General features: G+C 72.2%; 26 protein-coding genes. 12 read left to right on the top strand and 14 right to left on the bottom strand.

All coding sequences use genetic code 11. From position 1 onward, the window contains the following. Nucleotides 1-72 precede the first annotated feature (72 nt). Nucleotides 73-927, bottom strand: a complete 855-nt coding sequence (locus ACLBYG_RS10525) for a hypothetical protein (protein ID WP_447681424.1) — start codon at nt 925-927, stop codon at nt 73-75. A 260-nt stretch (nt 928-1,187) separates the two neighbouring features. Between ACLBYG_RS10525 and ACLBYG_RS10520 the strand changes: the two genes are divergently transcribed. The 4 genes from ACLBYG_RS10520 to ubiB all read left to right on the top strand — a co-directional run bounded on the left by ACLBYG_RS10520 (nt 1,188) and on the right by ubiB (nt 5,643). Further along, a complete protein-coding gene (locus ACLBYG_RS10520) occupies nt 1,188-1,925 on the top strand; it encodes a carbonic anhydrase (protein ID WP_447681423.1) in 738 nt (245 codons plus the stop codon). 115 nt (nt 1,926-2,040) lie between these two features. Further along, nucleotides 2,041-3,150, top strand: a complete 1,110-nt coding sequence (gene leuB / locus ACLBYG_RS10515) for a 3-isopropylmalate dehydrogenase (protein WP_447681422.1) — start codon at nt 2,041-2,043, stop codon at nt 3,148-3,150. 113 nt (nt 3,151-3,263) lie between these two features. Then, nucleotides 3,264-4,049, top strand: coding sequence for a bifunctional demethylmenaquinone methyltransferase/2-methoxy-6-polyprenyl-1,4-benzoquinol methylase UbiE (ubiE, locus tag ACLBYG_RS10510; RefSeq protein ID WP_447681421.1), 786 nt, complete (start codon nt 3,264-3,266; stop codon nt 4,047-4,049). 31 nt (nt 4,050-4,080) lie between these two features. Then, nucleotides 4,081-5,643, top strand: coding sequence for a 2-polyprenylphenol 6-hydroxylase (ubiB, locus tag ACLBYG_RS10505; RefSeq protein ID WP_447681420.1), 1,563 nt, complete (start codon nt 4,081-4,083; stop codon nt 5,641-5,643). A gap of 51 nt (nt 5,644-5,694) precedes the next feature. On the opposite strand, the gene ACLBYG_RS10500 is transcribed toward ubiB, so the two are convergent. Together ACLBYG_RS10500 and zapE are read right to left on the bottom strand one after the other, a co-directional pair. Next, nucleotides 5,695-8,670 (bottom strand): response regulator, encoded by a 2,976-nt coding sequence (locus tag ACLBYG_RS10500; protein WP_447681419.1) that lies wholly within the window; start codon nt 8,668-8,670, stop codon nt 5,695-5,697. Next, nucleotides 8,667-9,899 (bottom strand): cell division protein ZapE, encoded by a 1,233-nt coding sequence (gene zapE, locus ACLBYG_RS10495; RefSeq protein WP_447681418.1) that lies wholly within the window; start codon nt 9,897-9,899, stop codon nt 8,667-8,669. The genes ACLBYG_RS10500 and zapE overlap by 4 nt, the downstream gene beginning before the upstream one ends. Nucleotides 9,900-10,221: 322 nt before the next feature. Here zapE and ACLBYG_RS10490 point away from each other — a divergent pair, with 322 nt between their 5' ends. Continuing rightward, a complete protein-coding gene (locus ACLBYG_RS10490) occupies nt 10,222-10,815 on the top strand; it encodes an N-acetyltransferase family protein (RefSeq protein WP_447681417.1) in 594 nt (197 codons plus the stop codon). Between the two features lie 8 nt (nt 10,816-10,823). Here ACLBYG_RS10490 and ACLBYG_RS10485 read toward each other — a convergent pair whose 3' ends face one another. Next, the gene (locus ACLBYG_RS10485; protein ID WP_447681416.1) at nt 10,824-11,585 is read right to left on the bottom strand and encodes a ComF family protein; all 762 of its coding nucleotides are present in this window, start codon (nt 11,583-11,585) and stop codon (nt 10,824-10,826) included. 28 nt (nt 11,586-11,613) lie between these two features. Continuing rightward, the gene (locus ACLBYG_RS10480) at nt 11,614-11,859 is read right to left on the bottom strand and encodes a hypothetical protein (protein WP_020092126.1); all 246 of its coding nucleotides are present in this window, start codon (nt 11,857-11,859) and stop codon (nt 11,614-11,616) included. Nucleotides 11,860-12,008: 149 nt separating this feature from the next. On the opposite strand from ACLBYG_RS10480, the gene ACLBYG_RS10475 reads away from it, so the two are divergent. Next, nucleotides 12,009-12,899: a methyltransferase domain-containing protein gene (locus ACLBYG_RS10475; protein WP_056528928.1), complete on the top strand. Its 891-nt coding sequence runs from the start codon at nt 12,009-12,011 to the stop codon at nt 12,897-12,899. Beyond that, a complete protein-coding gene (locus ACLBYG_RS10470) occupies nt 12,896-13,258 on the top strand; it encodes a DUF427 domain-containing protein (protein WP_447681415.1) in 363 nt (120 codons plus the stop codon). The genes ACLBYG_RS10475 and ACLBYG_RS10470 overlap by 4 nt, the downstream gene beginning before the upstream one ends. 18 nt (nt 13,259-13,276) lie before the next feature. On the opposite strand, the gene ACLBYG_RS10465 is transcribed toward ACLBYG_RS10470, so the two are convergent. After that, nucleotides 13,277-14,788, bottom strand: a complete 1,512-nt coding sequence (locus ACLBYG_RS10465; RefSeq protein WP_447681414.1) for a DUF6880 family protein — start codon at nt 14,786-14,788, stop codon at nt 13,277-13,279. Nucleotides 14,789-14,840: 52 nt separating this feature from the next. Further along, on the bottom strand, nt 14,841-15,080 hold the full coding sequence (locus ACLBYG_RS10460) for a hypothetical protein (protein ID WP_020092122.1): 240 nt from the start codon (nt 15,078-15,080) through the stop codon (nt 14,841-14,843). A 137-nt stretch (nt 15,081-15,217) separates the two neighbouring features. Here ACLBYG_RS10460 and ACLBYG_RS10455 point away from each other — a divergent pair, with 137 nt between their 5' ends. Beyond that, nucleotides 15,218-15,469: a hypothetical protein gene (locus ACLBYG_RS10455; RefSeq protein WP_042672450.1), complete on the top strand. Its 252-nt coding sequence runs from the start codon at nt 15,218-15,220 to the stop codon at nt 15,467-15,469. Nucleotides 15,470-15,475: 6 nt separating this feature from the next. Here the strand turns inward: ACLBYG_RS10455 and fabI are convergent, their stop codons facing one another. From fabI to fabA, 4 genes are all read right to left on the bottom strand, one after another. Beyond that, nucleotides 15,476-16,306: an enoyl-ACP reductase FabI gene (gene fabI, locus ACLBYG_RS10450; RefSeq protein ID WP_091926719.1), complete on the bottom strand. Its 831-nt coding sequence runs from the start codon at nt 16,304-16,306 to the stop codon at nt 15,476-15,478. 185 nt (nt 16,307-16,491) lie between these two features. Next, nucleotides 16,492-16,614 carry a hypothetical protein gene (locus ACLBYG_RS10445; protein ID WP_267965799.1) on the bottom strand — a complete coding sequence of 41 codons (123 nt, stop codon included), beginning with the start codon at nt 16,612-16,614 and terminating at the stop codon, nt 16,492-16,494. Nucleotides 16,615-16,673: 59 nt separating this feature from the next. Next, nucleotides 16,674-17,900 carry a beta-ketoacyl-ACP synthase I gene (fabB, locus tag ACLBYG_RS10440; protein WP_020092119.1) on the bottom strand — a complete coding sequence of 409 codons (1,227 nt, stop codon included), beginning with the start codon at nt 17,898-17,900 and terminating at the stop codon, nt 16,674-16,676. Nucleotides 17,901-18,040: 140 nt separating this feature from the next. After that, entirely contained in the window at nt 18,041-18,577 is a 537-nt protein-coding gene (gene fabA, locus ACLBYG_RS10435) for a 3-hydroxyacyl-[acyl-carrier-protein] dehydratase FabA (RefSeq protein WP_091676726.1), read from the bottom strand. Between the two features lie 215 nt (nt 18,578-18,792). On the opposite strand from fabA, the gene irr reads away from it, so the two are divergent. Then, nucleotides 18,793-19,308: a Fur family transcriptional regulator Irr gene (gene irr / locus ACLBYG_RS10430; RefSeq protein WP_012319639.1), complete on the top strand. Its 516-nt coding sequence runs from the start codon at nt 18,793-18,795 to the stop codon at nt 19,306-19,308. A gap of 140 nt (nt 19,309-19,448) precedes the next feature. On the opposite strand, the gene ACLBYG_RS10425 is transcribed toward irr, so the two are convergent. Next, nucleotides 19,449-20,012 (bottom strand): SH3 domain-containing protein, encoded by a 564-nt coding sequence (locus tag ACLBYG_RS10425; RefSeq protein ID WP_091676730.1) that lies wholly within the window; start codon nt 20,010-20,012, stop codon nt 19,449-19,451. 270 nt (nt 20,013-20,282) lie between these two features. On the opposite strand from ACLBYG_RS10425, the gene ACLBYG_RS10420 reads away from it, so the two are divergent. Beyond that, nucleotides 20,283-21,281, top strand: coding sequence for a 2-hydroxyacid dehydrogenase (locus ACLBYG_RS10420; protein ID WP_012319641.1), 999 nt, complete (start codon nt 20,283-20,285; stop codon nt 21,279-21,281). Between the two features lie 32 nt (nt 21,282-21,313). Here the strand turns inward: ACLBYG_RS10420 and ACLBYG_RS10415 are convergent, their stop codons facing one another. Together ACLBYG_RS10415 and ACLBYG_RS10410 are read right to left on the bottom strand one after the other, a co-directional pair. Next, nucleotides 21,314-21,940 (bottom strand): Crp/Fnr family transcriptional regulator, encoded by a 627-nt coding sequence (locus ACLBYG_RS10415; RefSeq protein ID WP_447681413.1) that lies wholly within the window; start codon nt 21,938-21,940, stop codon nt 21,314-21,316. 87 nt (nt 21,941-22,027) lie between these two features. Beyond that, complete coding sequence (locus tag ACLBYG_RS10410) at nt 22,028-23,404, bottom strand: flavin monoamine oxidase family protein (protein WP_447681412.1); 1,377 nt, start codon at nt 23,402-23,404, stop codon at nt 22,028-22,030. A gap of 113 nt (nt 23,405-23,517) precedes the next feature. Between ACLBYG_RS10410 and ACLBYG_RS10405 the strand changes: the two genes are divergently transcribed. Further along, the gene (locus ACLBYG_RS10405; protein WP_447681411.1) at nt 23,518-24,219 is read left to right on the top strand and encodes a sulfate transporter family protein; all 702 of its coding nucleotides are present in this window, start codon (nt 23,518-23,520) and stop codon (nt 24,217-24,219) included. 101 nt (nt 24,220-24,320) lie between these two features. Further along, the gene (locus tag ACLBYG_RS10400) at nt 24,321-25,595 is read left to right on the top strand and encodes an efflux RND transporter periplasmic adaptor subunit (RefSeq protein WP_447681410.1); all 1,275 of its coding nucleotides are present in this window, start codon (nt 24,321-24,323) and stop codon (nt 25,593-25,595) included. The last annotated feature ends 73 nt before the right edge of the window (nt 25,596-25,668 follow it).

Below are 25,668 nucleotides of genomic sequence, written 5' to 3'. Positions count from 1 at the left end.
GGGCGGTCTCGATCGCTGAGCCGGCTCTGGCCAAGGCTCGTCTCTCCTGTCGGCGACCCGCGCGGGACGTTCTCACGGCGCGGTGCCGCCCGTAGGTATCCCCGGATCGACCGGAACACAAGCGAGACCGACGTGTCCGGAGGCGCCGGCCGGGACGGGCGCGGCCGGCGCCTCCGCGAGGATCGCTGCCGCGAGATCGTCGTAGAACAGCATCTGCCCGGCGGCCCAGACCTCGAACTCCGCAAGCAGCGTCGGGTCGAAGGCGGTCAGGTGGCCGCCAGCGATCCGGATCCATCCCGCGGCCTCGGCCTCGCCGAGCAGGTTGCCGACATGGGCCCGCGACACGTCCAGCCGCTCGGCGAGGCTGCGCAGGCTGAGCGACACCGCCGCCGGCGCGCCGGGCACCGTTGCGGCATAATGGGCCCCGACCAGGGCCGTGAGCAGCGGGTAGCCGCAGTCCCGTCCAGCGAAATGGAGCACCCGCGGGAACGCCGCGATGAGCGTGCCGTGCCTCAGCACGTGGGCGGCCGAAAGGCGCACCAGCTCCCCGAGCCGGTCGGGTCCGTCGAGCATCCCGGCGCGACCCGGGTCGCGACGGGTCACCGCGTCCATGGCGGCGACGAACAGCCGCCCGCTCCGCGCGATCTCGGTCACCAGGGCCGGTGCCGCCTGCAGGCATTTCACGCGCCCGTCGCCCGGATCCGCCACCGCGGTGACGAATCGCCCGGCCTTCAGGGCCGACACGAAGCCGGCCGTCTGCCTCGGGCTCGATCCCACCATCGCCTGGAGGACAGTCAGGGTGGGGCGGGGACCGCCGTGGTGCCGCCACGCGTAGTCGTTGTGGATCAGCATGAACGAGACCACGTAGCGCCCGATCTGATTGAGCGGCTTGTGGCTCGGCCAAACAATCTGCGCCGGTTCGATCATGCTCTGGCAGTAACCGGCGACCGCCAGGCGGAAATCGCGCTCGGATCGAAGCAGAGTGATCCGCGCTCGGAAATGATCGTCCAACATCCGCGCCCCGACTCAGCCGGATCCCAACCGAAGGGATGCCGCGCGCCCGGCCTTCGGTCCAGGATTCCCTGCAAAGTTTGGACTCGGTGGTGAAGAACGCGCGGGGCTACGACTCGCAGTGCTTGTCTCAGCGCTGCCGGAGCGAGCGGTCTGCCGGGCCTGGCCGGCGTCAGATGCGAAGGGGACCGTCCACCGTGTGCGATCTGCATCGACCCTCTCTCTCCCGGCGCGGCCTGCTGGCCGCGGCCGCGGCCGGTACCGTGATGGTGGCTTCCGCCGGGATCCGGCGGACCGAGGCGGCCCCCGACGGCGCGCGATCGAACGCCATCACGCCCGAGGCGGCCCTCACGCGGCTGCGCGACGGCAACAGCCGCTACGTCGCCAACACGTCGACGAACCGGGACTTCTCGGCCGGTCGCGCCGCGCGGGCCGCGGCGCAGTATCCGATCGCGTGTATCGTCGGCTGTGCCGATGCCCGGGTCGCCCCGGATTTCATCTTCGACCAGGGACCGGGCGATCTGTTCGTCGTCCGCGTCGCCGGCAACTTCGTCACCACCGATGGCCTCGCCAGCCTCGAATACGGCGTGTCGGTCCTGGGCGCGCCGCTGATCCTCGTCCTCGGCCACTCCGATTGCGGGGCCGTGAAGGCGACGATCGACGTCATGAAGACCAACGCGACCCTTCCCGGTCATCTCCCCGTGCTGATCGACGCGATTCGCCCGGCGGTCGATCTGGCGGAGAAGGCGCGTGCGGAGGATCCCCTCGCCGAGGCCATCGCCCAGAATGTCCGGCACAGCGTCCGGCGCCTCGAGCAGGCCGGCCCCATCATCGCGGAGGCCGTCGCCGCCGAGCGGGTGAAGGTCGTGGGCGGCTTCTACGACATCGGCACGGGCCGGGTCGTGATCCTCTGACCGCGGTGCGCGATCCGCCCCGGCGTGCGGGCGGGCGCTGCGCCGAAGCTTGCCAATGACGGTGCAGCCTCGATAAAGCCCGCCGGCACGTCGAGACCGAACCCGCGAGACCGTCATGGCCAGCTACAAGCTCCTGCTCCTCCCCGGCGACGGGATCGGCCCGGAGGTCGCCGGCGGCATGCAGGTGGTGCTCGACACCCTCAAGGAGACCGGTCTCGCGACCTTCGAGACCGAGACCGACCTCGTCGGCGGCAGCGCCCTCGACGCGCACGGCGTCCCGCTCGCGGACGCGACCCTGCAACGCGCGAGGGACGCGGACGCGATCCTGCTCGGCGCGGTCGGCGGACCGAAATGGGCCGGTGTCGCCTACGAGAACCGCCCCGAAGCCGGCCTGCTGCGCCTGCGCAAGGAGCTCGACCTCTTCGCCAACCTGCGGCCGGCGATCTGCTACCCGGCGCTGGCGGAGGCCTCGGCGCTGAAGCGCGAGCTGGTCGAGGGACTCGACATCATGATCGTGCGGGAGCTCACCGGCGGCGTCTATTTCGGCGAACCGAAGGAGATCACCACGCTGGAGGACGGCTCCAAGCGGGCGGTCGACACCCAGGTCTACACGACGGCGGAGATCGAGCGGATCGCCCACGTGGCCTTCGACCTCGCGGGCAAGCGCTCGGGCCGGGTCGCCTCGGCCGAGAAGCACAACGTGATGAAGTCGGGCGTTCTCTGGAAGGAGGTCGTCACCAAGGTGCACGCCGAGCACTACGCCGACCTGCAGCTCGAGCACGTCCTCGCCGACAACTGCGCCATGCAGCTGGTGCGCCGGCCCAAGCAGTTCGACGTGCTGGTGACCGACAATCTGTTCGGCGACGTGCTCTCCGACATCGCCGCCATGCTCACCGGCTCGCTGGGCATGCTGCCGTCGGCTTCCCTCGGCGCGGTCGACGCGAGCGGCCTGCGCCGCGCGCTCTACGAGCCGGTCCACGGCTCGGCGCCCGACATCGCCGGCCAGGACAAGGCCAACCCGATCGCCATGATCGGCTCGCTCGCCATGTGCCTGCGCTACTCCTTCGGCCTCGGCGACGCGGCCGACGCCCTCGACGGCGCCATCACCGACGCCCTCGCGGGCGGCGCGCGCACCGCCGACATCGCCGGCGAGGGCACGAACCCGATGGGCACGCGCGCCATGGCCAGCGCGGTGGCGGACGCGCTCCGCACCCGGGTCGGCTGAGACACGTCTTCGGCGCGTCGCAGCACCGGGGTCGGTCCCCAGCCGCGTGTTTCGACGCATGGCGGTCGGGCGCGACCTTCGCTATGACGCGCCCATCGAGGATTGGGAGCGTCATGAAGGCCGGAGACGGGGCGTCTGAGCGCGCGAGCGCGGATTTCGGCTTCGAGCGCGTGGCGCTCGACGAGAAGCAGGGGCGCGTCGACAGCGTCTTCCACTCGGTCGCCCGCCGCTACGACATCATGAACGACCTGATGTCGGCGGGCCTGCACCGGGCCTGGAAGGCGCAGCTCGTCTCGATGCTGCGGCCGCCGCAGAACCGCGCCTTCGCGCATCTCGACGTCGCCGGCGGCACCGGCGACGTGGCCTTCCGGGTGCTGGCCGCGGGCGGTCCGCGCACCCGAGTCACCGTCCTCGACATCAACGAGTCGATGCTGCGGGTCGGCGCCGAGCGGGGGCGGGAGCGCAAGGTCGACGAGGCCGGCGACCGGATCGCCTTCGTGACCGGCAACGCCGAGGCGCTGCCGCTGCCGGACGCGTCCTTCGACGCCTACACGATCGCCTTCGGCATCCGGAACGTGCCGCGGATCGAGACGGCGCTGGCCGAGGCGCGGCGGGTGCTGAAGCCCGGTGGGCGCTTCCTCTGCCTGGAATTCTCGGCCGTCGACATCCCGCTGCTCGACCGCATCTACGACGCCTACTCGTTCAACGTGATCCCGCGCATCGGCGCCCGGGTGGCCGGGGACGCCGAGTCCTACCGCTACCTCGTGGAGTCGATCCGGAAGTTCCCGACTCGTGGCGCCTTCGCGGGCATGATCGAGCGCGCGGGCTTCCGGCACGTCACCGACCGGGCGCTGACGGGCGGGATCGTGGCGATCCATTCGGGCTGGAAGGTCTCTTGACCGCCGCCGCGCGCGACGGGAGCCAGCACCGGTGATCAGCGCCGCCGTCAACTTGTTTCGCGGCGCGCGGGTCGGCTTCGTGCTGGCCCGCGAGGGCGCCCTCGCCCTCGTCGACCCCTCTGAGCTGCCCCCACACCTGCGCCTCGCCCTGCGGATCGGCCGCTCCCTCGAGCGGCCCGGCCTCGACGACGGGGCGGCCCGGCTCTCTGCGGCGATGACGCGCCTCGGCCCGTCCTACGTGAAATTCGGCCAGTTCCTGGCGACGCGGCCCGACATCGTCGGCATGCGCGCGGCCTTCGACTTGGAGAAACTGCAGGACCGGGTGCCGCCCTTCCCGCAGGCGGTCGCGATTCGCACCGTCGAGGCCGCCCTCGGCAAGCCCGTGAGCGCCCTGTTCGTGTCGTTCAGCGAGCCGATCGCCGCCGCCTCGATCGCGCAGGTCCACAAGGCGATCGTGCAGGATCCCGACGGCACGCAGCGCGCCCTCGCCGTGAAGGTGATGCGGCCTGGCGTCCGCGAGCGCTTTATGCGCGACCTCGAGGTCATGCGCTTCATGGCGCGGGTGGTGAACGCCCTGTCGCCGCAGGCGGAGCGGCTGCGCCCGCGCGAGGTGGTGGAGATCCTCGCGCGCTCGGTGCTGATGGAGATGGATTTCCGCCTGGAGGCGGCGGCCGCCTCCGAGCTCGCCGAGAACACCAAGGACGATCCGGACTTCCGTGTGCCGAGGCCGGAATGGGAGCTGACCGCCCGCGAGGTGTTGTCGGCCGAGTGGATCGAGGGGACCCGCCTGCACAGCGCCGCGGAGCTCGCCGCCCGGGGGCACGATCCGCAGACCATCGGGCGGACCGTCATCCAGAGCTTCCTGCAACACGCGATCCGCGACGGCTTCTTCCACGCGGACATGCACCAGGGGAACCTGCTGGTCGATGCCGAGGGCCGGCTGGTCGCGGTCGATTTCGGCATCATGGGCCGCCTCGGCCCGAACGAGCGCCGGTTTCTCGCCGAGATCCTGCTGGGCTTCATCCTGCGCGACTACCGCCGGGTGGCGAAGGTCCATTTCGAGGCGGGCTACGTGCCGGCCCACCACTCCGTGGAGGATTTCGCGCAGGCGATCCGCGCCATCGGCGAGCCGATCCACCAGCGCCGGGCCGACGAGATCTCGATGGCCAAGGTCCTGACCCTTCTGTTCGACGTCACGGCCCTGTTCGACATGAGCACCCGCACCGAGCTGGTGATGCTCCAGAAGACCATGGTGGTGGTGGAGGGCGTCGCCCGCTCCCTCGACCCGCGCCTCGATATGTGGACCACGGCCGAGCCGGTCGTGCGCGCCTGGATCGCCCGCAACATGGGGCCAGTCGGCCGGGCGCAGAGCGGCCTGGACGCCCTCAAGGTCGTCTCCGACGTCGTCGGCGACATCCCGGACCTTGCCATGCGGTTAAAGCGCGTGCTGGTCCGCCTCGACGAGGCCGGCACCGGCGATGCCCGCCGGCTGGAGCGCTTCGCCCGCAACGAACGCTACCGCGCGATCTGGTCGACGCTGGCCCTGTGGGGCATCGCCGTCGGCGCGCTGATGCTGGCATTCCGGGGTCTCTGACGCGGCACCATCCCCGATCCGGGACCGGGACCGCGCGTCGTCCGCGGGCGCTCAGCCGGGCTCGGGTCCCTGGGCGGGCGCGTCCTCTGTCGCGGGGACCAGGGCACGCAGCTCGCGGGCCAGCTCCTTGAGCCCGGTCGAGCCCTTGGCGAGCACCCTGTCGGCCTGACCGGCCAGACGGCGCCGGTCCTCGGCCGTGATGTCCTTGGCGGTGAGCACCACCACCGGCACGTCGCGGCTGTCAGGCCGGGCCCGCAGCGCCCGCAGGAACGCGAATCCGTCCATCTCGGGCATCATCAGGTCGAGCAGGATGAGGGATGGGCGCTCCGTCTCCAGGGCTGCCAGAGCGCGCAGGCCGTTCTCGGCCTCGCGGACCGGGAAGCCCTCGCGCGCGAGATAGGCGCAGACGTGCTCGCGGACGTCGGCCTCGTCCTCGACGACGAGGATCGCGCCGTCACCCGAGGCGAGGCGGAAGCGGTCGACGATCTGGCGCAGGCTTCCCCAGTCGATCGGCTTCTGCAGGTAGTCGGTGGCGCCGAGGGAGAAGGCGAGGTTCTGCTCGTCCAGGACCGTCACCATCACGATCGGCGTCGCGCCGATCTCGGGATCGGCCCGGATGGCCCGCAGCACCGCCCATCCGTCCATCTGCGGCATGGTGACGTCGAGGAGAACGGCCCGCGGATGCAGGCTGCGAGCGAGATCGAGCCCGCGCCGCCCGTCCTCGGCGACCGTCACCGAGAAGCCCTCGCGCTCCAGGAAGCGCGCCAGCAGATCGCGGGTCGCGGCGTCGTCGTCGACCACCAGGATCGTCCCGCGGTCGCCGCCTCCCGATGCGGCCGGGTCCGCGTCCTCGGCCGCGGCGGCCTCGAAACGGTCCGGCAGCGTCAGCGTGAAGGCGGTGCCCTGCCCCTCGCGGCTGTCCACGGTGATCGAGCCGCCCAGCATCTCGGCGAAGGCCCGGGTGATCGCGAGGCCGAGCCCGGTGCCGCCGAACCGGCGCGTCGTGGAGGCGTCGGCCTGGGTGAACCGCTCGAACAGCTTGCCGACCTGCTCCCGCGTCATGCCGATGCCGGTGTCGGTCACGCAGAAGCGCAGCGCTCCGTCCGCCCGGGCGACCGCCAGGGTGATCCGGCCATCCTCGGTGAACTTCGCGGCGTTGCTCAGGAGATTGATCAGGCACTGCCGCAGCTTGGTCACGTCGGTATGCGCGCTGCCCAGGCCCGGTTCCAGCTCCAGCGCCAGGGTGTTGCCCTTCTTGGCGACGAGACCCTCGACCGTGACCGCGACCTCCTGCACCACGGCGGCGACCTCGAAATCCTCCGCGTAGATCTCGACCCGGTCGGCCTCGATCTTCGAGATGTCGAGCACGTCGTTGATCAGGCCGAGGAGGTGGCGGGCGTTGGTCTCGATCTTCTTCATGTCGGTGACGAGATCGGCCTCGCCGATATCCTCCAGCTCCTCCTGCACCATCTCGGAATAGCCGATCACCGCCGAGAGCGGGGTGCGCAGCTCGTGGCTCATATTGGCCAGGAACTGGCTCTTGGCCGCGTTGGCGGCCTCGGCCGCCGCGCGCGCCGCCTCGATCGCGGCCTCGGCCTCCTTGCGCTCGGTGATGTCCGTGTGGGTCCCGACCCACTCCCGCAGGGTGCCGTCGGGTTCGAGGATCGGGACGGCGCGCACGCTCATGTGCCGGTAGGTCCCGGAGGCGGCGCGGATCCGGTGCTCGGTGGCGTAGGGTTCCAGGCTGGTGACAGCGCGGGTCCACGCGGCGCGGGTATGCGCACGGTCCTCCGGGTGGACCGCGTCGAGGAAGCCGAGCCCCGCGTAGGCGGCCTCGTCCTGGCCGGTGAAGCGGGTCCAGGCCGTCTGGCGGCGATGGAGGCTCCCTTCCGGGTTGGCGGTCCAGACGATGGCGGCGCTCGCCTCGATCAGCGAGCGGAAGCGCTCCTCGCTCCGGCGCAGCCGGGCCTCCGCGAGGTGGCGGATGGTCTCGTCGACCACCACGAGGCCGACGCCCTCGACGCTCTGGTCGGCCGCCGCGCTCTCCTCGCCCCGGAGCGGATAGAAGCTCATCGAGAAATGCCGCACGCCGCCCGGCGCCGAGGGGGTCGGCACCGCCACCGGCACGTTCGGCGAGACCAGGCCTTCCGTCAGGGCCGCGGCCAGCTTCGGGGCCAGCTCCTCCCGCAGAGTCGGGAGCATGGCCCAGATCGGCGCGCCGAGATCGGCCCCGAAGCCGCGCTCGCTCATGGTGGCGAGCGCCCGGTTCATGTGCCGGATCTTCAGGTCACGGTCGAGGAAGCCGAGCCCCACCGGCGCGTTGGCCAGCACCCCATCGAGGAGGCGGGACATCCGGAGGGATTCCTGCCGTCGCACCAGGGCGAGGCGCGCCAGCAGCACGATCGCTCCGAGGGCCGCCGCCGCGGAGAGGAGGAACAGAAGGAGTCCGCGCCACGCTTCGCGCGCCTGGATGGTCGCGAGCTGCTCCAGGGTCGCGGCCTGCCGGGCCGCCGACTCGGCGCGGATCGCGTCCATCAGCTGCTTGCCCTCGCCGGTGCGGACGAGGTCGATGGCGGCGTCGAAGCCCCGGTTCCGCCGCGCCTCCACCACCCGGGCGGCGAAGTCGCGCTTCTGCGCGATCAGCCCGGCGAGCGACGGGCCGCCGGCTCGGACCGACTCCTGCGCGGCGGCGCCGAGGCCGGTCAGCTCCGTGTCGATCTTGGTGAGGGCGGTCGTGTAGGGACGGAGGTAATCTTCGCTGCCGACCAGCACGAAGCCGCGCTCCCCGGTCTCCAGGTCCTTGACCTCGGAGATCAGGCGCTCGATCCCGGCGATCGTCGCGTTCGCCCGGGCGGTCGCGGCCCGGTCGGTCTCGCCGGTCACGTAATTGGCCGTGCCGCTGCCCAGGGCGACGATCAGCAGGATGAAGGCGACGGGCGAACCGAGGAGCCAGCCCAGCGGGCCGGCGCCGCGCCAATTGCGCCGGCGCAGGCCGAAGATCGATCCGGCGCGCGACGGGGCGCTCACGTCTCCACCAGCCCGGTGGTGGCGCCCGACGCCTCGGAATCGGGCCGGCCGTGCGGCTGGCCGAGATATTCCCGCGACCGCATCTCAATGAGGCGCGAGACGGTCCGGTCGAACTCGAAGGCCTCGCGGCCGGTCCGGGCGGTGTAGAGGTCCTGCGCTTCGGCGGCCGCGGAGGCCACGAGCTTCACGTGCCGGTCGTAGAGCGTGTCGACCAGCGTGATGAAGCGCTTGGCCTCGTTCCGCTCCGCCTCGCCCATCACCGGGATCCCGTCGAGGATCACCGTGTGGTAGGCGCGGGCGAGTGCCATGTAGTCGGAGGCGCCGAGGGGCTGGCGACAGAGATCGTCGAAGCCGAACCGGGCCACGCCGGTCGCCTGCTCGGGAACCGCCACGGCCCGGCCGTGGACCGTGACCGTCGCCGGGAGGCCGCGAGCCTTGCCGGTCAGGGCCTTGAAGGCGGCGTCGAGGGCCGCGCGCGCCGCCGCGTCGGCGGGGACATGGTAGACCGCCGCGCCGCCGAGCTTCTCCAGCCGGAAATCCGTCCGGGAGTCGAGGCGGACGACGGTCACGCGTTCCTGGAGGTTCGCCACGAAGGGCAGGAACAACGCCCGGTTGAGGCCGCCCTCGTAGAGCCGGTCGGGCTCGACGTTCGAGGTCGCGACGACGGTGACGCCGCGCCGGAACAGGTGGTTGAACAGGCGCCCCAGGATCATCGCGTCGGCGATGTCGGTGACGGTGAACTCGTCGAAGCACAGCAGGGTCGCTTCGTCGGCGAGCTGGTCGGCCACCGGTCCGATCGGGTCGTCGCCCTTGACGGTGCCGGCCTTCAGCGCCTGCCGGTAGGCGTGGATGCGCTCGTGCGCGTCCGCCAGGAAGCCGTGGAAATGGACCCGCCGCTTCGGCTCCGGCGCCGCGTCGTGGAACAGGTCCATCAGCATGGTCTTCCCGCGCCCGACAGAGCCCCAGATGTACAGGCCCTTGATCGCCTCGGCCTCGTCCTTGCGGCGGAACAGCCACCCCAGGGCGCTCGTCTTGCTGGCCCGCTTGCGGCGCTGGAGGTCGAGGACCAGCCGGTCGAGGGCCCGCACCAGGTGCGCCTGCGCCGGATCACGCTCGATGGCACCGGTCGCGACCAGCGCCTCGTAGCGCTCGTGGACCGGGCCGGGCGAGACCGCGCCGGCGAGCGCCGCCGGCGACGGGGCGATGGACTTGCCGGATCTGTCGTTCACGCCGCCGGTTCCTCGCTGCTGATCGCGGCACCGGTTCGGCACCCCCTGCGCCCGCATCGGCGGTCAACGACCCGGGGCCTGTTCCAGTGCCGCGCAAGCTCGGCCTGAATCAAGCCCGCGGCCGAACAGCCACGGGCAAGCGTCCCATCGAGGCGTCCCATCGAAGCCTCCCATCGGTTCCACGCATAGCAGGCCCGCGGCCGGCCGGCCCCCCACTCTGCTGCATTGCACAATGAATACGGGGATGCGACATCCCCGCGGTCTCTTGGGAGGAGCGTCCGGATCACCCCGCGCGGCAGCGCGCACGAACCGGAGCTTCATCATGGCGGTACAAGCCCTCGATGGGCCGACCCACACCATCCGGCGTCTCTGGCCGGCGGACCGCGCGGCGGTCCTCGACTATTTCCTGCGGCTGGATCCGGAGACCCGGGCGAGCCGCTTCATGGGCAATGTCAGCGAGGCCGGAGTCCGGGCCTACGCCGCGCAGGCGCTGACCGCGGAGGGCGTGATGTACGGCGCCTTCGTGGGCGGCGTGCTGCGCGGTCTCGCCGAGCTGCGGCCGATGGGGCCGGGCGCGTCCCGCTACGCCCTGGGGCCGCACGCTGAGGCGGCCTTCGCGGTCGAGCAGACCTTCCGCCGCAAGGGGATCGGGGCCGCCCTGTTCGCCCGGATCGCCCGCGCGGCGCGGCATCGTGGCGTGAAGGATCTCCACGTCCGCTGCCTGTCGGGAAACGGGCCCATGCTGCGGCTCGCGGCCAAGCACGGGGCGGCCATCCAGCACGAGGGGCGCGAGATCGAGGGCGCCCTGCACCTCGCGCGTCCGACGCCGTTCTCGCTCTGGTACGAGGGGATCGCGGAGGCGTTCGATTTCACCCTGGCGGCGGGCTTCCCGGAGCGGGTGCAGGCCGGGCGCTGAAGGCAGGCTCAGCCGGCGATGTCGCCGACGAGGGCGAAGGTCAGGAGATCCACGGACGTCGCCCCGCCGCGCAGGAGCGCGCGGGCGGCGGCGTTGCCGGTGGCGCCGGTGGTCATGACGTCGTCCACGAGGAGGACCCGGCGCCCGCGGACGCGGTGCTGCTCGGCGGAGGCGACCCGGAAGGCGCCGCTCAGGTTCTCGGCCCGCGCCGCGCGGCTCAGGCCGACCTGGGATCGCGTGGCCCGCACGCGCACGAGGGCCGTGGCGACGCACGGCCGCCCCGCCGCATCCGCGATCGCCCGCGCCAGCAGGGCGGACTGGTTGAAGCGCCGCCGCCACAGGCGTCCGCGATGGAGCGGTACCGGCACGAGGCACTCGGCCTCGGCGATCAGGGTCCGGCCGCTCGCGGCCATCATCCGGGCCATCACGCCGGCGAGATCGAGCCGGTCCTCATACTTCAGGCGATGGACGAGCCGCCGCGCCACGGAATCGTAGAGGGCGACCGCCCGGGCGCGGCCGGAGACCGGCGGTTCCGCGATGGCCCGGGGCGACACCAGCGGGCCGACCCCGAGGTCGACCGCGAAGGGCGTACCGTAGCGCTGGCACACCGGTTCCTCGATCAGGCGCAGGCTCGACCAGCAGGACGGACAGAGGGCGCCCGGATCGGCGGTGGCGCCGCCGCAGCCCGCGCAGGTGGGCGGGTAGATCAGGGAGACGACCCCGCGCGGCAGACCGCGCAGGGCCGTGGCGACGGCCTGGAAGGCCGTCATGCGCGCGACGCGCTCCCGCAGACCCGGCTTACTGGGCCGAGACGGGGCGCGCCTGCGGCGCCATCTGCTGCCGCTCGACCTGACGGTCGCGAGCGTTGGCGCGGTGGCGGCCGATGGCGCAGCCGGCCGCGGCGCCGACGAGGCCGTGATGGCCGGCGTAGTGACCCGCGATGCCGCCGACGATGGCGCCCTTGATGCAGCCCTTCGCCTCGGCGCCGCCCGCGGCGGCCAGGGTGGTGAGGGCCACGGCGGCCCCGACGAGCATGCGCTTCATGATGTGTGCTCCCTGAGGAATCTCGGCCGTTGGGCCGGTTGCAGCAGGAACAGCGACGCTCCCGAGTCGTTCCAGCATCCTAGCGCAGCTCACGAGACCGTGCGCGGCGACGGTGGCGCGACGCGACCGCAGATGCCATCTGCCCCCCGATGGATGCTCCCGCCGCCCTGTTCGACACGCGCCTCGCCCGCCGCCGCCTCGCCCGTGCCGGGCGCCTCGGCTACCCGGGCTTCCTCCTCGACCGCCTCGCCGAGGATCTCGACGACCGGCTCGGCGCCGTCCTGCGCAGCTTCGTCTCTGTTCTCGACCTCGCCACGCCGCGTCCCGTGGCGACCCGGCTGCTCGCCGCCCGCTATCCGGCGGCGCGGCATGTCCGCCTCGCGGCCCTGCCGGAGCCGGGCGGCGACCTGATCGTCGGAGATCCCGAAGCGCTGCCGCTGGCGACCGGGAGCCTGGACCTCGCCGTGTCGCTGCTGGCCCTCCACGCCGTGAACGACCTCCCCGGCACGCTGATCCAGCTGCGCCGCGCCCTCCGTCCGGATGGGCTGTTCGTCGGCTGCCTGCTCGGCGGCGCGACGCTGACGGAGCTGCGCCAGAGCTTCGCCCAGGCCGAGAGCGAGGTCGAGGGTGGGGTCAGCCCCCGCGTGGCGCCCTTCGCGGCGGTGCGCGAGGCCGGCGGCCTGCTGCAGCGGGCGGGCTTCGCGCTGCCGGTGGCCGATACCGACACGCTGACGGTCCGCTACGCCGACCCGTTCGGCCTGATGCGCGACCTGCGGGCCATGGGCATGACCAACGTGCTCACCGAGCGGCGGCGGACGCCGCTGCGGCGGGCGACGTTGCTGCGCATGGCCGAGATCTACGCCGAGCGGTTCTCGGACCCGGACGGTCGCGTGCGGGCGACCTTCGAGGTTCTGTGGCTCTCGGGCTGGGCGCCGCACGAGACCCAGCAGAAGCCCCTGCGGCCCGGGACCGCGAAGACGCGCCTCGCCGACGCGCTCGGGACCGTCGAGTTGAAGCCCGAGGGAGGGAACACGCCATGAAGCTGCCCGGACCGGACCACCCGATCACCGTCGAGCCCGAGTCCCGGCGCGTCCGCGTCGTCGTGGCGGGCGCCGCGGTCGCCGAGACCCGGAACGCCCTGCGGCTGCAGGAGGCTCGGTACCCACCGGTCTTCTACGTGCCGCGAAGCGACATCCGTGCCGATTGTTTCGTCGCCTCGGCGCGGACGAGCCAATGCCCGTACAAGGGCGACGCCCACTATTTCGACCTCGTCGTCGACGGCGATCGGCGCCCCGACGCGGTCTGGAGCTACGGCGATCCGTACCCGGCCGTCGCGGCAATCCGCGACCACGTGGCTTTCTACCCGGATCGGGTCGACGCCATCGTGCTGGAGGACTGAGCCGGCCGCGCGCCCGGTTCAGTCGCGCACGAGGCTCCAGAACCCGTGCTTGCGGCCGTGCGCCCGCCGCAGAGCAGCGCGGTAGGCCTGCGGATCCGGATCGACGACGCCGGTCGCGAGGCGCCCCGCCAGGGCGTCGAGCTCCGCGAGGTAGCGCGCGCCGTGCGGGTAGGCGGCGCTGCGGCCGGTCTCGAGGATCGAGTCGACGAGCCGGCGATACAGGATCGTCGCGGCCCGGGGGTGATCCTGCGCCAGCGCCTCGGCGACCGGCGCCAGCACCGCGTACTGGTCGCCCTGCCAGGTCTCAGGCCGCGCGACGACCAGCGCGGCCGCACGGCGCAGATCCGGCCAGGCCGCCAGGAAGGCGAGCGCCCGGTGCGGCTGCGGGAAGGCCTCGGCGTGGTCGAGGGCGCGCAGGAGCGCCTCCTCGTCGTCGAAGTCCGGGAGCTTGGCGAGGAAGGCCCGCAGCATCGGCGCGTCGAGCTCGCGCTCGAACCGCCCCCAGCGCAGGGCCTGGGCCTCCTCACCCCGGCCGAGCGCGTCGAGGATCTCGATCTCAAGGGCCTGCCGCTCCCGTTCCGGTCCGCGCAGGTCGAAGCCGGCGATCAAGTCGGCCCGGGTGGCGATTCGCAGACCCGGATCCTGCATGCGCCGGATCCAGTCCAGCGCCTCGGCGGCGCGCCCCGCGCCGAGGAGCCGCCGGGCGATCGCGACGCGGTTCTCCCGCCCCGGCAAGGTCGCCCGCTCCAGGGCGATGAAGGTGTCGGTGTCGCCGCGCCGGTCGGCGACGGCCTGGCGCAGGCGCAGGATCTGGATCCGGGCCGCCTGCCGGTGGTGAGTCGCGTCGCGGCGGGGATCCCCGCCCTGCGGCAGGGCCGCCTCGGCGGCGGAGAGCCGGTCGTCGATCTCGGCGAGGGCTTGCTCGGGCAGCGCCGGGATCATCTCGCCGAGGACGGTTCCGAGGGGGCCGAACGGATCCGCCGCGAACGGCTCGACGAGGCGCGCCGCTAACCGGGCGGCGTCCTCCGGCGGCAGGGCACCGGCGATCTCCACGAAGGCCGCTGAGGCGCGGTCGAACACGCCCTGCACGGCGCCGGTGCTGTCGTCCACGCGGTTCAGGACCGCGTCGGCGCCGTCGAGGAAGCGCCGGAGCCGGTCGAGCGCGGCCCCCGCATCGAGGGGCCGCAGCTCGTTGAGGATCACCGTCACGGTCGTGTTGAGGTCGGCCGCGAAGGTCCGGCGCTTCTGCCAGTCGATGTAGCCCTGGGCGCCCTCGAGGGCCGTCAGCCGCCGGTCGACGATCGCCGCGACGGCCTCGGGGCCCTGGAGCGAGGCGAGCGCGGCGCTCACCAGCTTCTTGAAGGCCGGGTTGCGCCCGGTCTCGCCGAGGATCAGCGCGATCAGCCGGTCCGGGCTGAGCGCCGCCAGCGTCTCCGGCGACGGGGTCGTCCGCCGCGCGCCCTTCGGCAGGGCGGGCGTCCTGCGACCGGCCGGCGCCGCGGCCGGGGTTACGCGCCGCGCACGCGCCACGAGATTTCCCGCCGTTGCGGACGATCGCGCATGTCCGTCCCGTCCGCCGCGGCTACTCCACGACCCGGGCGCGGGGCCGGTCGCTGCCCTGCGCCGTCTCGTCGTGCCAGCCGCCGGCCTGATCCTGGTAGCGGATCCCCTCGGTCGACCCGGGGACCTGCTGTTCCGCCGCCGCGGCCTGCGCCGCCTGCAGCGCCTCCTCGCGGCTCGGGAACGTCTCGGAGAACACGTCGCCGACCTTGTAGGCGAAGCCGCCGTCGTGCTCGACGATGCGATAGGTTACCTCGGACATCACGCCTCCTGTACGCGCCCTCATCGTTGACCGCGAACCCGCCGGACGCGCCTGGGTTCCAGGCGACGGGGACTCGGCCTACGATCCGCCGGAAAGTGGCCCTAAACCGGCCCGGTCCCGGCACGCAGACGACGACGATGCAGCTTCGCCCGATCCTCGCCCTCGCCCTTCTCCTCGTCGCCCGACCCGCGAGCGCCGAGGAGGGCTTCCTCGACAAGCTGTTCGGCGGCTCCGGGCGCGGGGCGCCGCCCAACCCCTTCGCGTCGAACTATCCCTCGGCTCCGCCGACCGCGGAGGAGGCGCGCGCCGCGCGGGAGCGGCGCTCGGTCCGCGGCGAGCGCGGTTCGCCGGCCGGTCCCCTGCCCCCGGGGCGCATCCCGGAGGAGTGAGGCGCCTCAGGCGTCCCCGACGACGCCGGCCTCGTCCTGCGCCTGCAGCACGTCCGGGCGCGGCATCGAGATGATGTTGTAGCCGGCATCGACGAAGTGGACCTCGCCGGTGACGCCGCCCGAGAGCGGCGACAGCAGGTAGAGGGCCGAACCGCCGACATCCTCCAGGCTGACCGTGCGCCGCAGGGGCGCGTGCGCCCGCTGGTGGTTGAACATCAGTCGCGCGTCGGCGATCCCGGCCCCGGCCAGCGTCCGCATCGGACCGGCGGAGAGCGCGTTGACCCGGATCCCGTCCGGGCCCAGGTCGCTCGCCAGGTAGCGCACCGAGGCCTCGAGCGCTGCCTTGGCGACGCCCATGACGTTGTAGTTCGGCATGACCCGGGTCGCGCCGCCGTAGGTCAGGGTCAGCAGCGAGCCGCCCTGGTTCATCCGCTTGGCCGCGCGCTGCGCGATCTCGGTGAACGAGAAGCACGAGATCGTCATCGTGCGCACGAAATTCTCGCGCGTCGTCACGTCGACGTAGCGGCCCTTGAGCTGCGCCTTGTCGGAGAAGCCGATGGCGTGGACCACGAAGTCGAGGCCGCCATCGAATCGGGCGTCCAGGGCCTCGAAGGTCGCGTCGACCGAGGCCAGATCCTCGACGTCGCAGGGCAGGACGATGTCCGAATCGAGCTTGGCGGCGAGGGGCGCCACCCGGCGGCCCAGGGCCTCGCCCTGGTACGTGAAGGCCAGTCGCGCGCCCTGGGCGTGCAGCGCCTTGGCAATCCCCCAGGCGATCGAGTGATCGTTCGCGACGCCCATGATCAGGCCGCGCTTGCCCGCCATCAAACCCGTCATGCCGACTCACATCCTGACCGAGCACGCCGGACCCGCGAAGCGGGTCCGGACCGCGGTCGCGACCAGCGAACCGCGGCAGGCTGCCTTAACGCGGCTCGCGCCGCGATCCAAACGCGGCGGTGTCCGGCAACGGGCAAAAAAAAGCCCCGCCGGCGGGCGGGGCGTTTGCGGCGTCGTGGCCGGGCTCAGAAATGCCCGTCCGTGTGGGAATCGGCTTCTTCCAGCGCGGCCTGCTTCGCGTAGATCGCCGCGACACCGGCGATCATGAGGCCACCCAATGTTCCGAAGATGAAAGTCCCCATCGCCACCACCAGATCTCAACAGCGGGTAAACGCCGGCCCGCGGCCGGCGGTTCCGCGCCGGGCGATCAGGCGTCGACGTGCTTCAGGACCAGGGTGGCGTTGGTGCCGCCGAAGCCGAAGGAATTGGTCAGCACGTGGCCGAGCTGCGCGTCGTCCCGGCGCTGCTGCAGGATCGGCATGTCGGCGAAGGCCGGGTCGAGCGTGTCGATGTGCGCGCTCTCGCAGATGAAGCCGTTGTTCATCATCAGCAGGCTGTAGATCGCCTCCTGCACGCCGGTGGCGCCCAGGGAATGGCCTGTCAGCGACTTGGTGGCCGAGATCGGCGGGCAATCCTCGCCGCGGCCGAACACCTCGCGGATCGCCTCGATCTCCTTGTCGTCGCCGACCGGCGTCGAGGTGGCGTGCGGGTTGATGTAGTCGATCCGCGCGCCCTTCAGCCCGTCCAGCGCCTGGCGCATGCAGCGCACGGCGCCCTCGCCCGACGGCGCGACCATGTCGTGGCCGTCCGAGGTGGCGCCGTAGCCCGCGACCTCGCCGTAGATCCGGGCGCCGCGCGCCTTGGCGTGCTCCAACTCCTCCAGGACCAGCACGCCGGCGCCGCCCGCGATGACGAAACCGTCGCGGTTGGCGTCGTAGGCGCGGGAAGCACGGGACGGCGTGTCGTTGTACTTCGACGACATGGCGCCCATGGCGTCGAACAGCACCGAGAGCGTCCAGTCGAGATCCTCGCAGCCGCCCGCGAAGATGATGTCCTGCCGGCCGCCCTGGATGATCTCGGCGGCGTTGCCGATGCAGTGATTCGACGTCGCACAGGCGGAGGAGATCGAGTAGTTCACGCCGCGGATCTTGAACCACGTCGCGAGCGTCGCCGAGGCGGTCGACGACATCGCCTTCGGCACGGCGAACGGGCCGATGCGCTTGGGACCCTTGTCCCGCGCGATGCCGGCGGCCTCGACGATCACGCGGGTCGAGGGACCGCCCGAGCCCATGATGATGCCGGTGCGCTCGTTCGAGATGTCGCCCTGATCCAGGCCGGCATCCTGGATCGCCTGATCCATGGCGACGTGATTCCAGGCGGTCCCGCCGCCGTGGAAGCGCATGGCGCGCCGGTCCACCACGCCCTCGGGATCGAGGGTGGGCGCGCCGGAGACCTGGCTGCGGAAGCCGTGCTCGGCGTAGCTGGCGTCGCGCGCGATGCCCGAGCGGGCCTCGCGCAGGGAGGCGAGCACCTCCTGCGTGTTGTTGCCGATGGACGAGACGATGCCCATCCCGGTGATGACGACACGGCGCATGATGGTGACACTACCTCCGTCGCGGTCCCGGTCGCCCGGGCCGCGTCACGGTCAGCTAAGGTGACGCGGACACAATCTCAACCGCCGAGACCGTCCGGCGTTGCGGCCAAGCCGCGAACCGGACGCGCGGCGGCTGCGGCTCAGCTCTGGAACAGGCCGACCCGCATGTCCTGGACCTGATAGACGCGCTCGCCGTCGGCCTCGAGCCAGCCGTCGCCGATGCCGAGCACGAGCTTGCCCTGACGGACCCGCTTCACGTCGACATTGTAGACGACCTTCTTGATCGTCGGCAGCACCTGGCCGGCGAGCTTCACCTCGCCGACGCCCAGGGCGCGGCCGCGGCCCGGCGAGCCGAGCCAGCCGAGATGGAAGCCCAGCATCTGCCAGAGGGCGTCGAGGCCAAGGCAGCCCGGCATCACCGGGTCGCCCTGGAAATGGCAGGGGAAGAACCAGAGGTCCGGCCGGATGTCGAGCTCGGCCGTCACATGCCCCTTGCCGTGGGCGCCGCCCTCGGTCCCGATGGACGTGATCCGGTCGAACATCAGCATCGGCGGCAGCGGCAACTGCGCGTTGCCGGATCCGAAGAGTTCGCCGCGCCCGCAGGCCAGAAGATCCTCGTAGGAATAGTGCGACCGGCGGTTCGCACCATGCGCTTGTGTCTCGGCGTCTGGCGGCATTGCGTTGGCTGTTTCCTCGGATGTGCGCGATCTTCGCGTCGCGGGCGACTATACTCGGCCCATCGGCTGGCGCGCGGGTTAGCACGGGGCGCCGCGCCTTCAAAGCCTGCAGCCGCGGGGGTGCGGCAACGCTCGGGTTGCGACTGTCCGACCACTTCAATATACTCAGGAGACATCCGTTCCTTCAGGCCCCTCGTCGAGCGTTCAGTCCAGCGATGTCCGAACCGGTGCCATTCCAGGCCGTCTTCAACGGCCGGGTCCCCGCCCCCCAGTTGGAGGCCAACGGGACTCCGCGCCGCGGCTGTCCGCTGTCCGACCTGCGCGATCGTCTGCGTCGGGCCGGCCTGCGCCCGACGCGGCAGCGCCTGTCCCTGGGCTGGCTGCTCTTCGGCCGCGGTGACCGCCACCTGACGGCGGAGATGCTGTACGACGAGGCGATGCGCGCTAAGGTGCCGGTCTCGCTGGCGACCGTCTACAACACCCTGCACCAGTTCACCGAGGCCGGGCTCCTGCGCCAGCTCGCGCTCGACGGGTCGAAGGCCTATTTCGACACGAACCCGACCGAGCACCACCATTTCTACCTGGAGGACGAGAGCCAGGTGATCGACATGCCGGATTGCGGCATCACGGTCGATTCGCTGCCCGAGGCGCCCGAGGGCATGGAGATCGCCGGGGTCGAGGTGATCGTGCGCCTGCGCCGCAGCCGTCCGGCGGGCCGCCGCCAGGGCTGAGGCCCGGGTCCAACGCAGTACGCGAGCGACGCGAGGCCCGGCATCGTCCGGGCCTTCGCTTTTTCGGGTTGCCGGCGTGCCGGGAGCTGGCGCGCCGCTGCCCGGAATGACGGACGGGCGCCGTCGGGGCGCCCGGACCGCTATTCCACGACCTCGTTCGGGTAGACGCCCCACAGGCGATTCTGGCGGATGTAGCCGTCGACGTCCCGCTTGTTGGGCAGCGCGACGATCATGCGGCACCACGTGCCGGTGCAGCTCTTGACGCTCCCGATCACGCCGGTCTGGAGCTTGGCCTCGTCGTCGGCGCCGTCGTCGGCCTTGGCCCGCAGCGACACGGCCGCCTTCTCGACACCCTTGTCGGGGCCGGCATTCACGATGGCGGTGCGGCGCCCGGACAGCAGCGAGTGCAGCACCCAGCCCTCGGTGCCCTCCGAATCGCGGATCCTGCGCCAGGTCTCGAACTCGCCCACGATCTCGACCGGCAGGCCGGCCCGCTGGAACACCCAGAGCGTCCGGTGATCCTTCGAGGGGCCTTCGCGGAGGTTGACCCGATCGGTCTTCAGGCTCGCGTAGCGCGGCAGCGGCAGCTTGGTCACCGGCCCGACCCCGGCCTCGGGGCCGGTCGGCGGCGCCGCGCGGGCACCGGTCGCGAGGCCGCCGGCCAGCACCGCCGCGACGGCGAGGCTGAGGCGTGACACGCGCATGGTCGTCTCCCTATCCAGACGTGGCGTTGCTGGGCGCCGGACATGTCGAAAGCGGGGCCGGTTCGACACGCGGACCGGTCCGCATCCGATTGTGTTCCGGCCCACCTCTGGTAGAGAGGCCGATGGGTCGGAACAGGCTCCGGAACCGGCGCCCCGTGACCGATCCTGTCTGGCCGAGTTCGGTTAACGGACGCTTGCGGGACGCGGTCCGGGCGGGAGCCACCGGGCGCGAGCCGCGATCAAGGCCGCTGGGCTGACGGGGAGAGAGACGTGTCGAAGCGCAAGCCGCTGGTGGTCGTGACGCGGCGCCTGCCGGATGCCGTCGAGACGCGGATGCGCGAGCTGTTCGACGTCCGGCTCAATTCCGAGGACGCGCCGATGGCGCCGGACGCCATGGCGTCGGCCCTGCGCGAGGCCGACGTGCTCGTCCCCACCGTGACCGACGAGATCGATGCCGGGCTGATCGCCCAGGCCGGCCCGAACCTCCGCCTGATCGCCAATTTCGGCAACGGCGTCGACCATATCGACGTGGCGGCGGCGCTGGAGCGCGGCATCACGGTCACCAACACGCCCGGCGTGCTGACCGAGGACACCGCCGACATGACCATGGCGCTGATCCTCGCCGTGGCCCGCCGGGTCACCGAGGGCGCGCGGATCATCCCGGACGACGAGTGGACCACCGGCTGGTCGCCGACCTGGATGCTCGGCCGGCGCATCACCGGCAAGCGCCTCGGCATCGTCGGCATGGGCCGGATCGGCCAGGCGCTCGCCAAGCGCGCCCGCGCCTTCGGCCTGCAGGTGCATTACCACAACCGCCGCCGGGTGCCGGCCGCCATCGAGAGCGCGCTGGACGCGACCTACTGGGAATCCCTCGACCAGATGCTGGCGCGCGTCGACATCGTGTCGGTGAACTGCCCGCACACGCCCGCCACGTACCATCTGCTCTCGGCGCGGCGCCTCAAGCTGCTCAAGCCCGAGGCGGTCGTGGTCAACACGGCCCGCGGCGAGGTGATCGACGAGAACGCCCTGGCGCGGCTGATCGAGGGCGGCGAGATCTCGGCGGCCGGCCTCGACGTGTTCGAGCAGGAGCCCGCCGTCAGCCCGCGTCTCGTCAAGCTCGCCCGCCAGGGCAAGGTCGTCCTCCTGCCCCACATGGGCTCGGCGACCTACGAGAGCCGCACCGACATGGGCGAGAAGGTCATCATCAACATCAAGACCTTCATGGACGGACACCGGCCGCCGGACCGCATCCTGCCGAGCATGCTCTGAGCGGCGGACACTGAGCAGCGGACGGCGGCGCCTCACAGGGCGTCGCCGGCCACCGCCTGGGGCTTGGACATGCCCTGCACACCCTGGAAGAGCCGCTCGCTGGTCAGCTTGAGGAAGTAGAACCCGAATTCGGGGTTCTGGTAGTAGAGCTGCTTCACGTCCGAGTAGGACACGCACAGCGCGTGTCCCGCCTCGACGCAGACCAGCGAGGCGGTGCGGGCGTTGCCGGGCGACAGGAGCCCGAGCTCGCCGACGATCCCGCCCTGGCGCACTTCGAGATCGACCTCCGGGATCCGGAACACGCCGCTCTCGATGTAGTACATCTCGGTGGCGAGTTCCCCCTTGCGGAACACCACCTCGCCGATGCCGAACGGGCGTCGGGAGCCGAAGGGCCGGAGCCATTCCAGGGACAGGTCGTTCTCGGCGGCCGTCTCCACGTCCCGGACGAGGCGCAGCATCTGCCAGAGCCGGTAGGCGTTGAACGGCATCTGGATCAGTTCGGTCAGCACCACCGGCATGCTGCCAATCATGATGCCGTAGGTGATCACGGCGCAGCTCGCGCAGAGCGAGATGATCCGCAGCGGGATCATCGTGCTCATGGCCGTCGCCGTGATGGTCAGCGCCGTCCCGAGATAGCCGATGCCCTCGACCCAATCCATCGCCGCCCCCTCTCGCGTTTCGGCCGGGGGATGCCTGTCTTGACCGGTCGCGGCAAGCGTTCCGGCAGGTTCCGCGCCTCGCGCGCTTCAGCCTGTGCCCGCCCGGATACGCTCGCCGGCGCCCGTCTGTACGACGGCGGACACGGCCTCGGCGGCCCGGACGCCCTCCGCATAGGCGCCCCCGACCGTGCCCCACTGCTCCCGCGACAGGGCCTCGCCGGCGAACCAGACAGTGTCGGCGACGGCGGCGCGGAGGGCCTTCCGCGCCGGGGCGTGGCCCGGCGGGACCACGGCCCACGAGCCGCGCGACCACCGGTCGTGGCGCCACGCGCTCACCGCGGGGATCGTCAGGTCGCGCAGCCGCGCCCGGCCGAAATGCTCGCCCAGGACCGCGCGGACATGGCGGCGCACGCCGTCCGCGCCGGATCCTGCCGCGTCGATCGCCGCCGCCTCGTGCAGGTCGAGCTCGTAGTAGTGGAACGGCGTGTCGTCGATGCGGGTGAGGAGGCCCGGCGGGGCGCGCCGCCCGCCGTGGATCGCCGCCAGCCGGTCGCGGCCGCGGAACGGGCTCGATGGCCAGTGCAGCACCGCGTGCTCGTAGATGCCGGTGGTGAATCCATCGATGGCGGCGCGGACCGCGTTCGGCAGCGGCGGCGTGAAGGTCGGCCCGTCCCGGAGCACCATCATCGGCACCGTCACGATCACCGCGCGGGCGGCGTAGACGGTCCCGTCCGCGCCTGTCGCGCGGACGCGGCCATCCGACCAGTCGATCCGCGTCACCGGCGTCGCGAGCGCCACCGGCAGGCCGTCCGCCAGGCGGGCGACGTAGCTGCCGTAGCCGTCGGCCAGGAAGTAGTTGTCGCCGTACTCCATGCTGGGGAAGTCGTGGAGCGAGACCGCCTCCAGCGGCCGGCCCGAGACGAGGCCGTGGACCTGCGCAACCCGGTCGCCCCAGGCACCGAGCCCGGGCGGCAGCGCGCTGGCGGCCGGTCGGTCGGGGCCGGGCTGCGCGGCGCCACGGGTCATGGCGCGGTCCGCGCGGTCGAAGGCGCGCGCGTTGGCCCGGACGTCGTCGGCGCGGCCCGGCCGGCCCCCGACCCAGACATGGCTCTCCTGCGCGGCCCGGCGGAGCCGCTCGCCGCGCGCCCGGCCGAGCGCCACCAGGGGATTGATCGGCCCGGCATGGAGCCAGTGGGCACCGAGATCGAGGGCGTGGCCGCGGAGGGCCACCGTCACGGCCCGGCCTCCGACGCGGTCCCGCGCCTCCAGAACCGCGACGGGCACGCCCCGGGCCGCGAGGGTGCGGGCCGCGCCGATGCCGGCGGCGCCCGCGCCGATTACCAGCACCTCCGGCCTCTCTGGCAGCGGCGCGAGGCGCGGCCTGTAGGCGGGCCGGACGACCGGGTCGATCCACGGGTGATCGGGCGCCCGCGGCGCCGAGATCTGTCCTGTCGTGTCCTGCACGCGTGCTCCCCGCACCCTGCCGCCCCTGCGACGGAGCCCGATCTTGCACCGGTCGCCGCACCGCTCCACAACGCGCCAGCGCCGCTTCCGGCGCAGGCCGGAATTCTCGCCCGATGCTCGTCGAGTCCGCCGCGGCGGCTTTGCGCCAGACCTTCTCGCCGCCGCTGCGCGCGATCCTGTGGAAGTCCCTCGGCCTGACGGTCGGGCTCCTGCTCCTGATCTGGCTCGGCCTGACCCGGCTGATCCAGGCCTTCCAGGCGAGCCACCACATCTCCGCCCAGTACCCGATCCTCGACAGCCTCGCCTACTACCTCGCGGGTTTCAGTCTGGTCGTGGCCCTCGCCTACCTGATGCCGGCGGTCTCGATCCTGGTGGCGGGCTTCTTCCTCGACGACGCGGCCGAGATCGTCGAGCGCACCGATTTCCCGAACGAGCCGCCCGGACGCGCCATGCCATTCGGGACCGCCATGCTCTACGCCCTGCGCTTCGCCGGTGTGACGCTGCTGGTGAACCTCGCGGCCCTGGTGATCTTCTTCGTCCCTGTCATCGGGATCGCGGCTTTCTTCGCCGCCAACGCCTACCTGCTGTCCCGCGAGTACTTCGAGATGGCGGCGGCCCGGTTCCGGCCCCTCCCCGAGGCCGCCGAGATGCGCCGCGCCTTCTCGGTCCGGACGCTCGGCGCCGGGTGCCTGCTGGCCGGCCTGATGATCGTCCCGGTCCTCAACCTGCTGACGCCCCTCTTCGGCATCGCCCTGATGGTCCACCTGCACAAGCGCCTCAGCCGGCGACTGCTGGTGGCCGGGCCGGCGCGTTAGGCCGGCGCGCCGATGCGGCCAATGCACACGCTGGCCGGCCGGCCCGCCGGGCGCTACCCTCACCGTGGCCCTGCGGGATGTCCGGGGCGGAGAGCCGATCGATGAAGGCGCACGACGCGGGCGCGGAAGTCCCTCCGCCGCCCGGCAAGGCCCCGTTCCTGCTGGTCGGCCTCGCCGGACTCGGCCTGCTCGCCTGGGGTGCCTACGGTCACTGGCAGCGCGACGTGGAGGCGACCGCGACGCTGGAGCGGATCAAGACCCTCGTGCCGCAGGTGCGCACCGTGGCCGCCGAGCGGGCCGAGGGCCCCCTCGATCTCGTGCTTCCCGGCGAGATCCAGGCCTTCACCACGGCGGCGATCGCCGCGCGCGCCACCGGCTACATCGCGGAGCGCCGGGTCGATATCGGATCCCGGGTCAAGGCGGGCGACCTCCTTCTGCGCATCGCCGCACCGGATCTCGACCAGCAGCTCGCGCAGGCCGAGGCGCAGGTCGGCCAGCTGAAGGCGCAGCTGCTCCAGGCGCAGGCGCAGGTTGAGCAGGCCCGCGCGAACGTGAACCTCGCCAACCTCACCAACAACCGCACCAGCACCCTGGCCGTGCAGGGCTGGGCCTCGCGGCAGAACGCCGACAACACCAAGGCGGGCGTGCTGAGCCAGGCCGCCGCGCTCGCCGCCGCCGAGGCCGGCGTGAAGGTCGCCACCGCCAACATCAAGGCGCAGGAGGCTGTGGTCGACCGCCTGAAGGCGCTCACCGCCTTCGAGCGTGTCGTGGCGCCGTTCGACGGGGTCGTGACCGTGCGCAACGTCGATGTCGGCGACCTCGTCCGCGCCGACAACGGGGGCACGCCGCTGCTGACCATGGATCAGGACAGCCTGCTGCGCATCACCGTCAACGTGCCGCAGAAGGATGCCGTCGGCGTCAAACCCGGGGTGCGGGCCGACATCACCGTGCCGCAGATGCCGGGGCGGCGCTTCGAAGGCTACGTGGAGCGCAGCTCCGTCGCGCTGAACGCGGCGTCGCGCACGCTGACCACCCAGGTGGACGTCCCCAACGCCGACCGGGCGCTGCGGGCCGGGCTGTACGCCTACGTCACCCTCAAGATCCCCCGGGCCGAGCCCGGCGTGTCGATCCCCGCCGAAGCGACGGTGTTCGACGGCAACGACCTCAGGGTCGCCACCCTCAGCGACGACGACCGGGTGACGTGGCGGACGATCCGCGTGCGGCGCGATCTCGGGCGCACGCTGGAGCTCGACTCGGGGCTACCCGCCGACAGCCGGATCATCTACAGCCCCGCCCCGGATCTGCGGGACGGCCAGTCCGTCGAGCCCCTGAAGTCACCGCCTCCGCCCGGGCCGCTCCGCTCGGCGCAGCGGTGAACGCGGGAGACACTCGACCGCGGGAATCATTCGGGCGCGCCGGCCGCCGACCGCGTCGCGACGGCGCGGCCGG

The organism is Methylobacterium sp. D53M, from assembly GCF_053345625.1.
This window is presented reverse-complemented; position numbering and strand designations above follow the sequence as displayed.

Excerpts from the sequence above, each read along its gene's own strand:
- ACLBYG_RS10525 (WP_447681424.1), bottom strand. The coding sequence starts at position 927 with ATGATCGAACCGGCGCAGATTGTTTGGCCGAGCCACAAGCCGCTCAAT.
- ACLBYG_RS10520 (WP_447681423.1), top strand. The coding sequence starts at position 1,188 with ATGCGAAGGGGACCGTCCACCGTGTGCGATCTGCATCGACCCTCTCTC.
- leuB (WP_447681422.1), top strand. The coding sequence starts at position 2,041 with ATGGCCAGCTACAAGCTCCTGCTCCTCCCCGGCGACGGGATCGGCCCG.
- ubiE (WP_447681421.1), top strand. The coding sequence starts at position 3,264 with ATGAAGGCCGGAGACGGGGCGTCTGAGCGCGCGAGCGCGGATTTCGGC.
- ACLBYG_RS10490 (WP_447681417.1), top strand. The coding sequence starts at position 10,222 with ATGGCGGTACAAGCCCTCGATGGGCCGACCCACACCATCCGGCGTCTC.
- ACLBYG_RS10485 (WP_447681416.1), bottom strand. The coding sequence starts at position 11,585 with ATGACGGCCTTCCAGGCCGTCGCCACGGCCCTGCGCGGTCTGCCGCGC.
- ACLBYG_RS10480 (WP_020092126.1), bottom strand. The coding sequence starts at position 11,859 with ATGAAGCGCATGCTCGTCGGGGCCGCCGTGGCCCTCACCACCCTGGCC.
- ACLBYG_RS10475 (WP_056528928.1), top strand. The coding sequence starts at position 12,009 with ATGGATGCTCCCGCCGCCCTGTTCGACACGCGCCTCGCCCGCCGCCGC.
- ACLBYG_RS10470 (WP_447681415.1), top strand. The coding sequence starts at position 12,896 with ATGAAGCTGCCCGGACCGGACCACCCGATCACCGTCGAGCCCGAGTCC.
- ACLBYG_RS10460 (WP_020092122.1), bottom strand. The coding sequence starts at position 15,080 with ATGTCCGAGGTAACCTATCGCATCGTCGAGCACGACGGCGGCTTCGCC.
- ACLBYG_RS10455 (WP_042672450.1), top strand. The coding sequence starts at position 15,218 with ATGCAGCTTCGCCCGATCCTCGCCCTCGCCCTTCTCCTCGTCGCCCGA.
- fabI (WP_091926719.1), bottom strand. The coding sequence starts at position 16,306 with ATGACGGGTTTGATGGCGGGCAAGCGCGGCCTGATCATGGGCGTCGCG.
- fabB (WP_020092119.1), bottom strand. The coding sequence starts at position 17,900 with ATGCGCCGTGTCGTCATCACCGGGATGGGCATCGTCTCGTCCATCGGC.
- fabA (WP_091676726.1), bottom strand. The coding sequence starts at position 18,577 with ATGCCGCCAGACGCCGAGACACAAGCGCATGGTGCGAACCGCCGGTCG.
- irr (WP_012319639.1), top strand. The coding sequence starts at position 18,793 with ATGTCCGAACCGGTGCCATTCCAGGCCGTCTTCAACGGCCGGGTCCCC.
- ACLBYG_RS10425 (WP_091676730.1), bottom strand. The coding sequence starts at position 20,012 with ATGCGCGTGTCACGCCTCAGCCTCGCCGTCGCGGCGGTGCTGGCCGGC.
- ACLBYG_RS10415 (WP_447681413.1), bottom strand. The coding sequence starts at position 21,940 with ATGGATTGGGTCGAGGGCATCGGCTATCTCGGGACGGCGCTGACCATC.
- ACLBYG_RS10405 (WP_447681411.1), top strand. The coding sequence starts at position 23,518 with ATGCTCGTCGAGTCCGCCGCGGCGGCTTTGCGCCAGACCTTCTCGCCG.
- ACLBYG_RS10400 (WP_447681410.1), top strand. The coding sequence starts at position 24,321 with ATGAAGGCGCACGACGCGGGCGCGGAAGTCCCTCCGCCGCCCGGCAAG.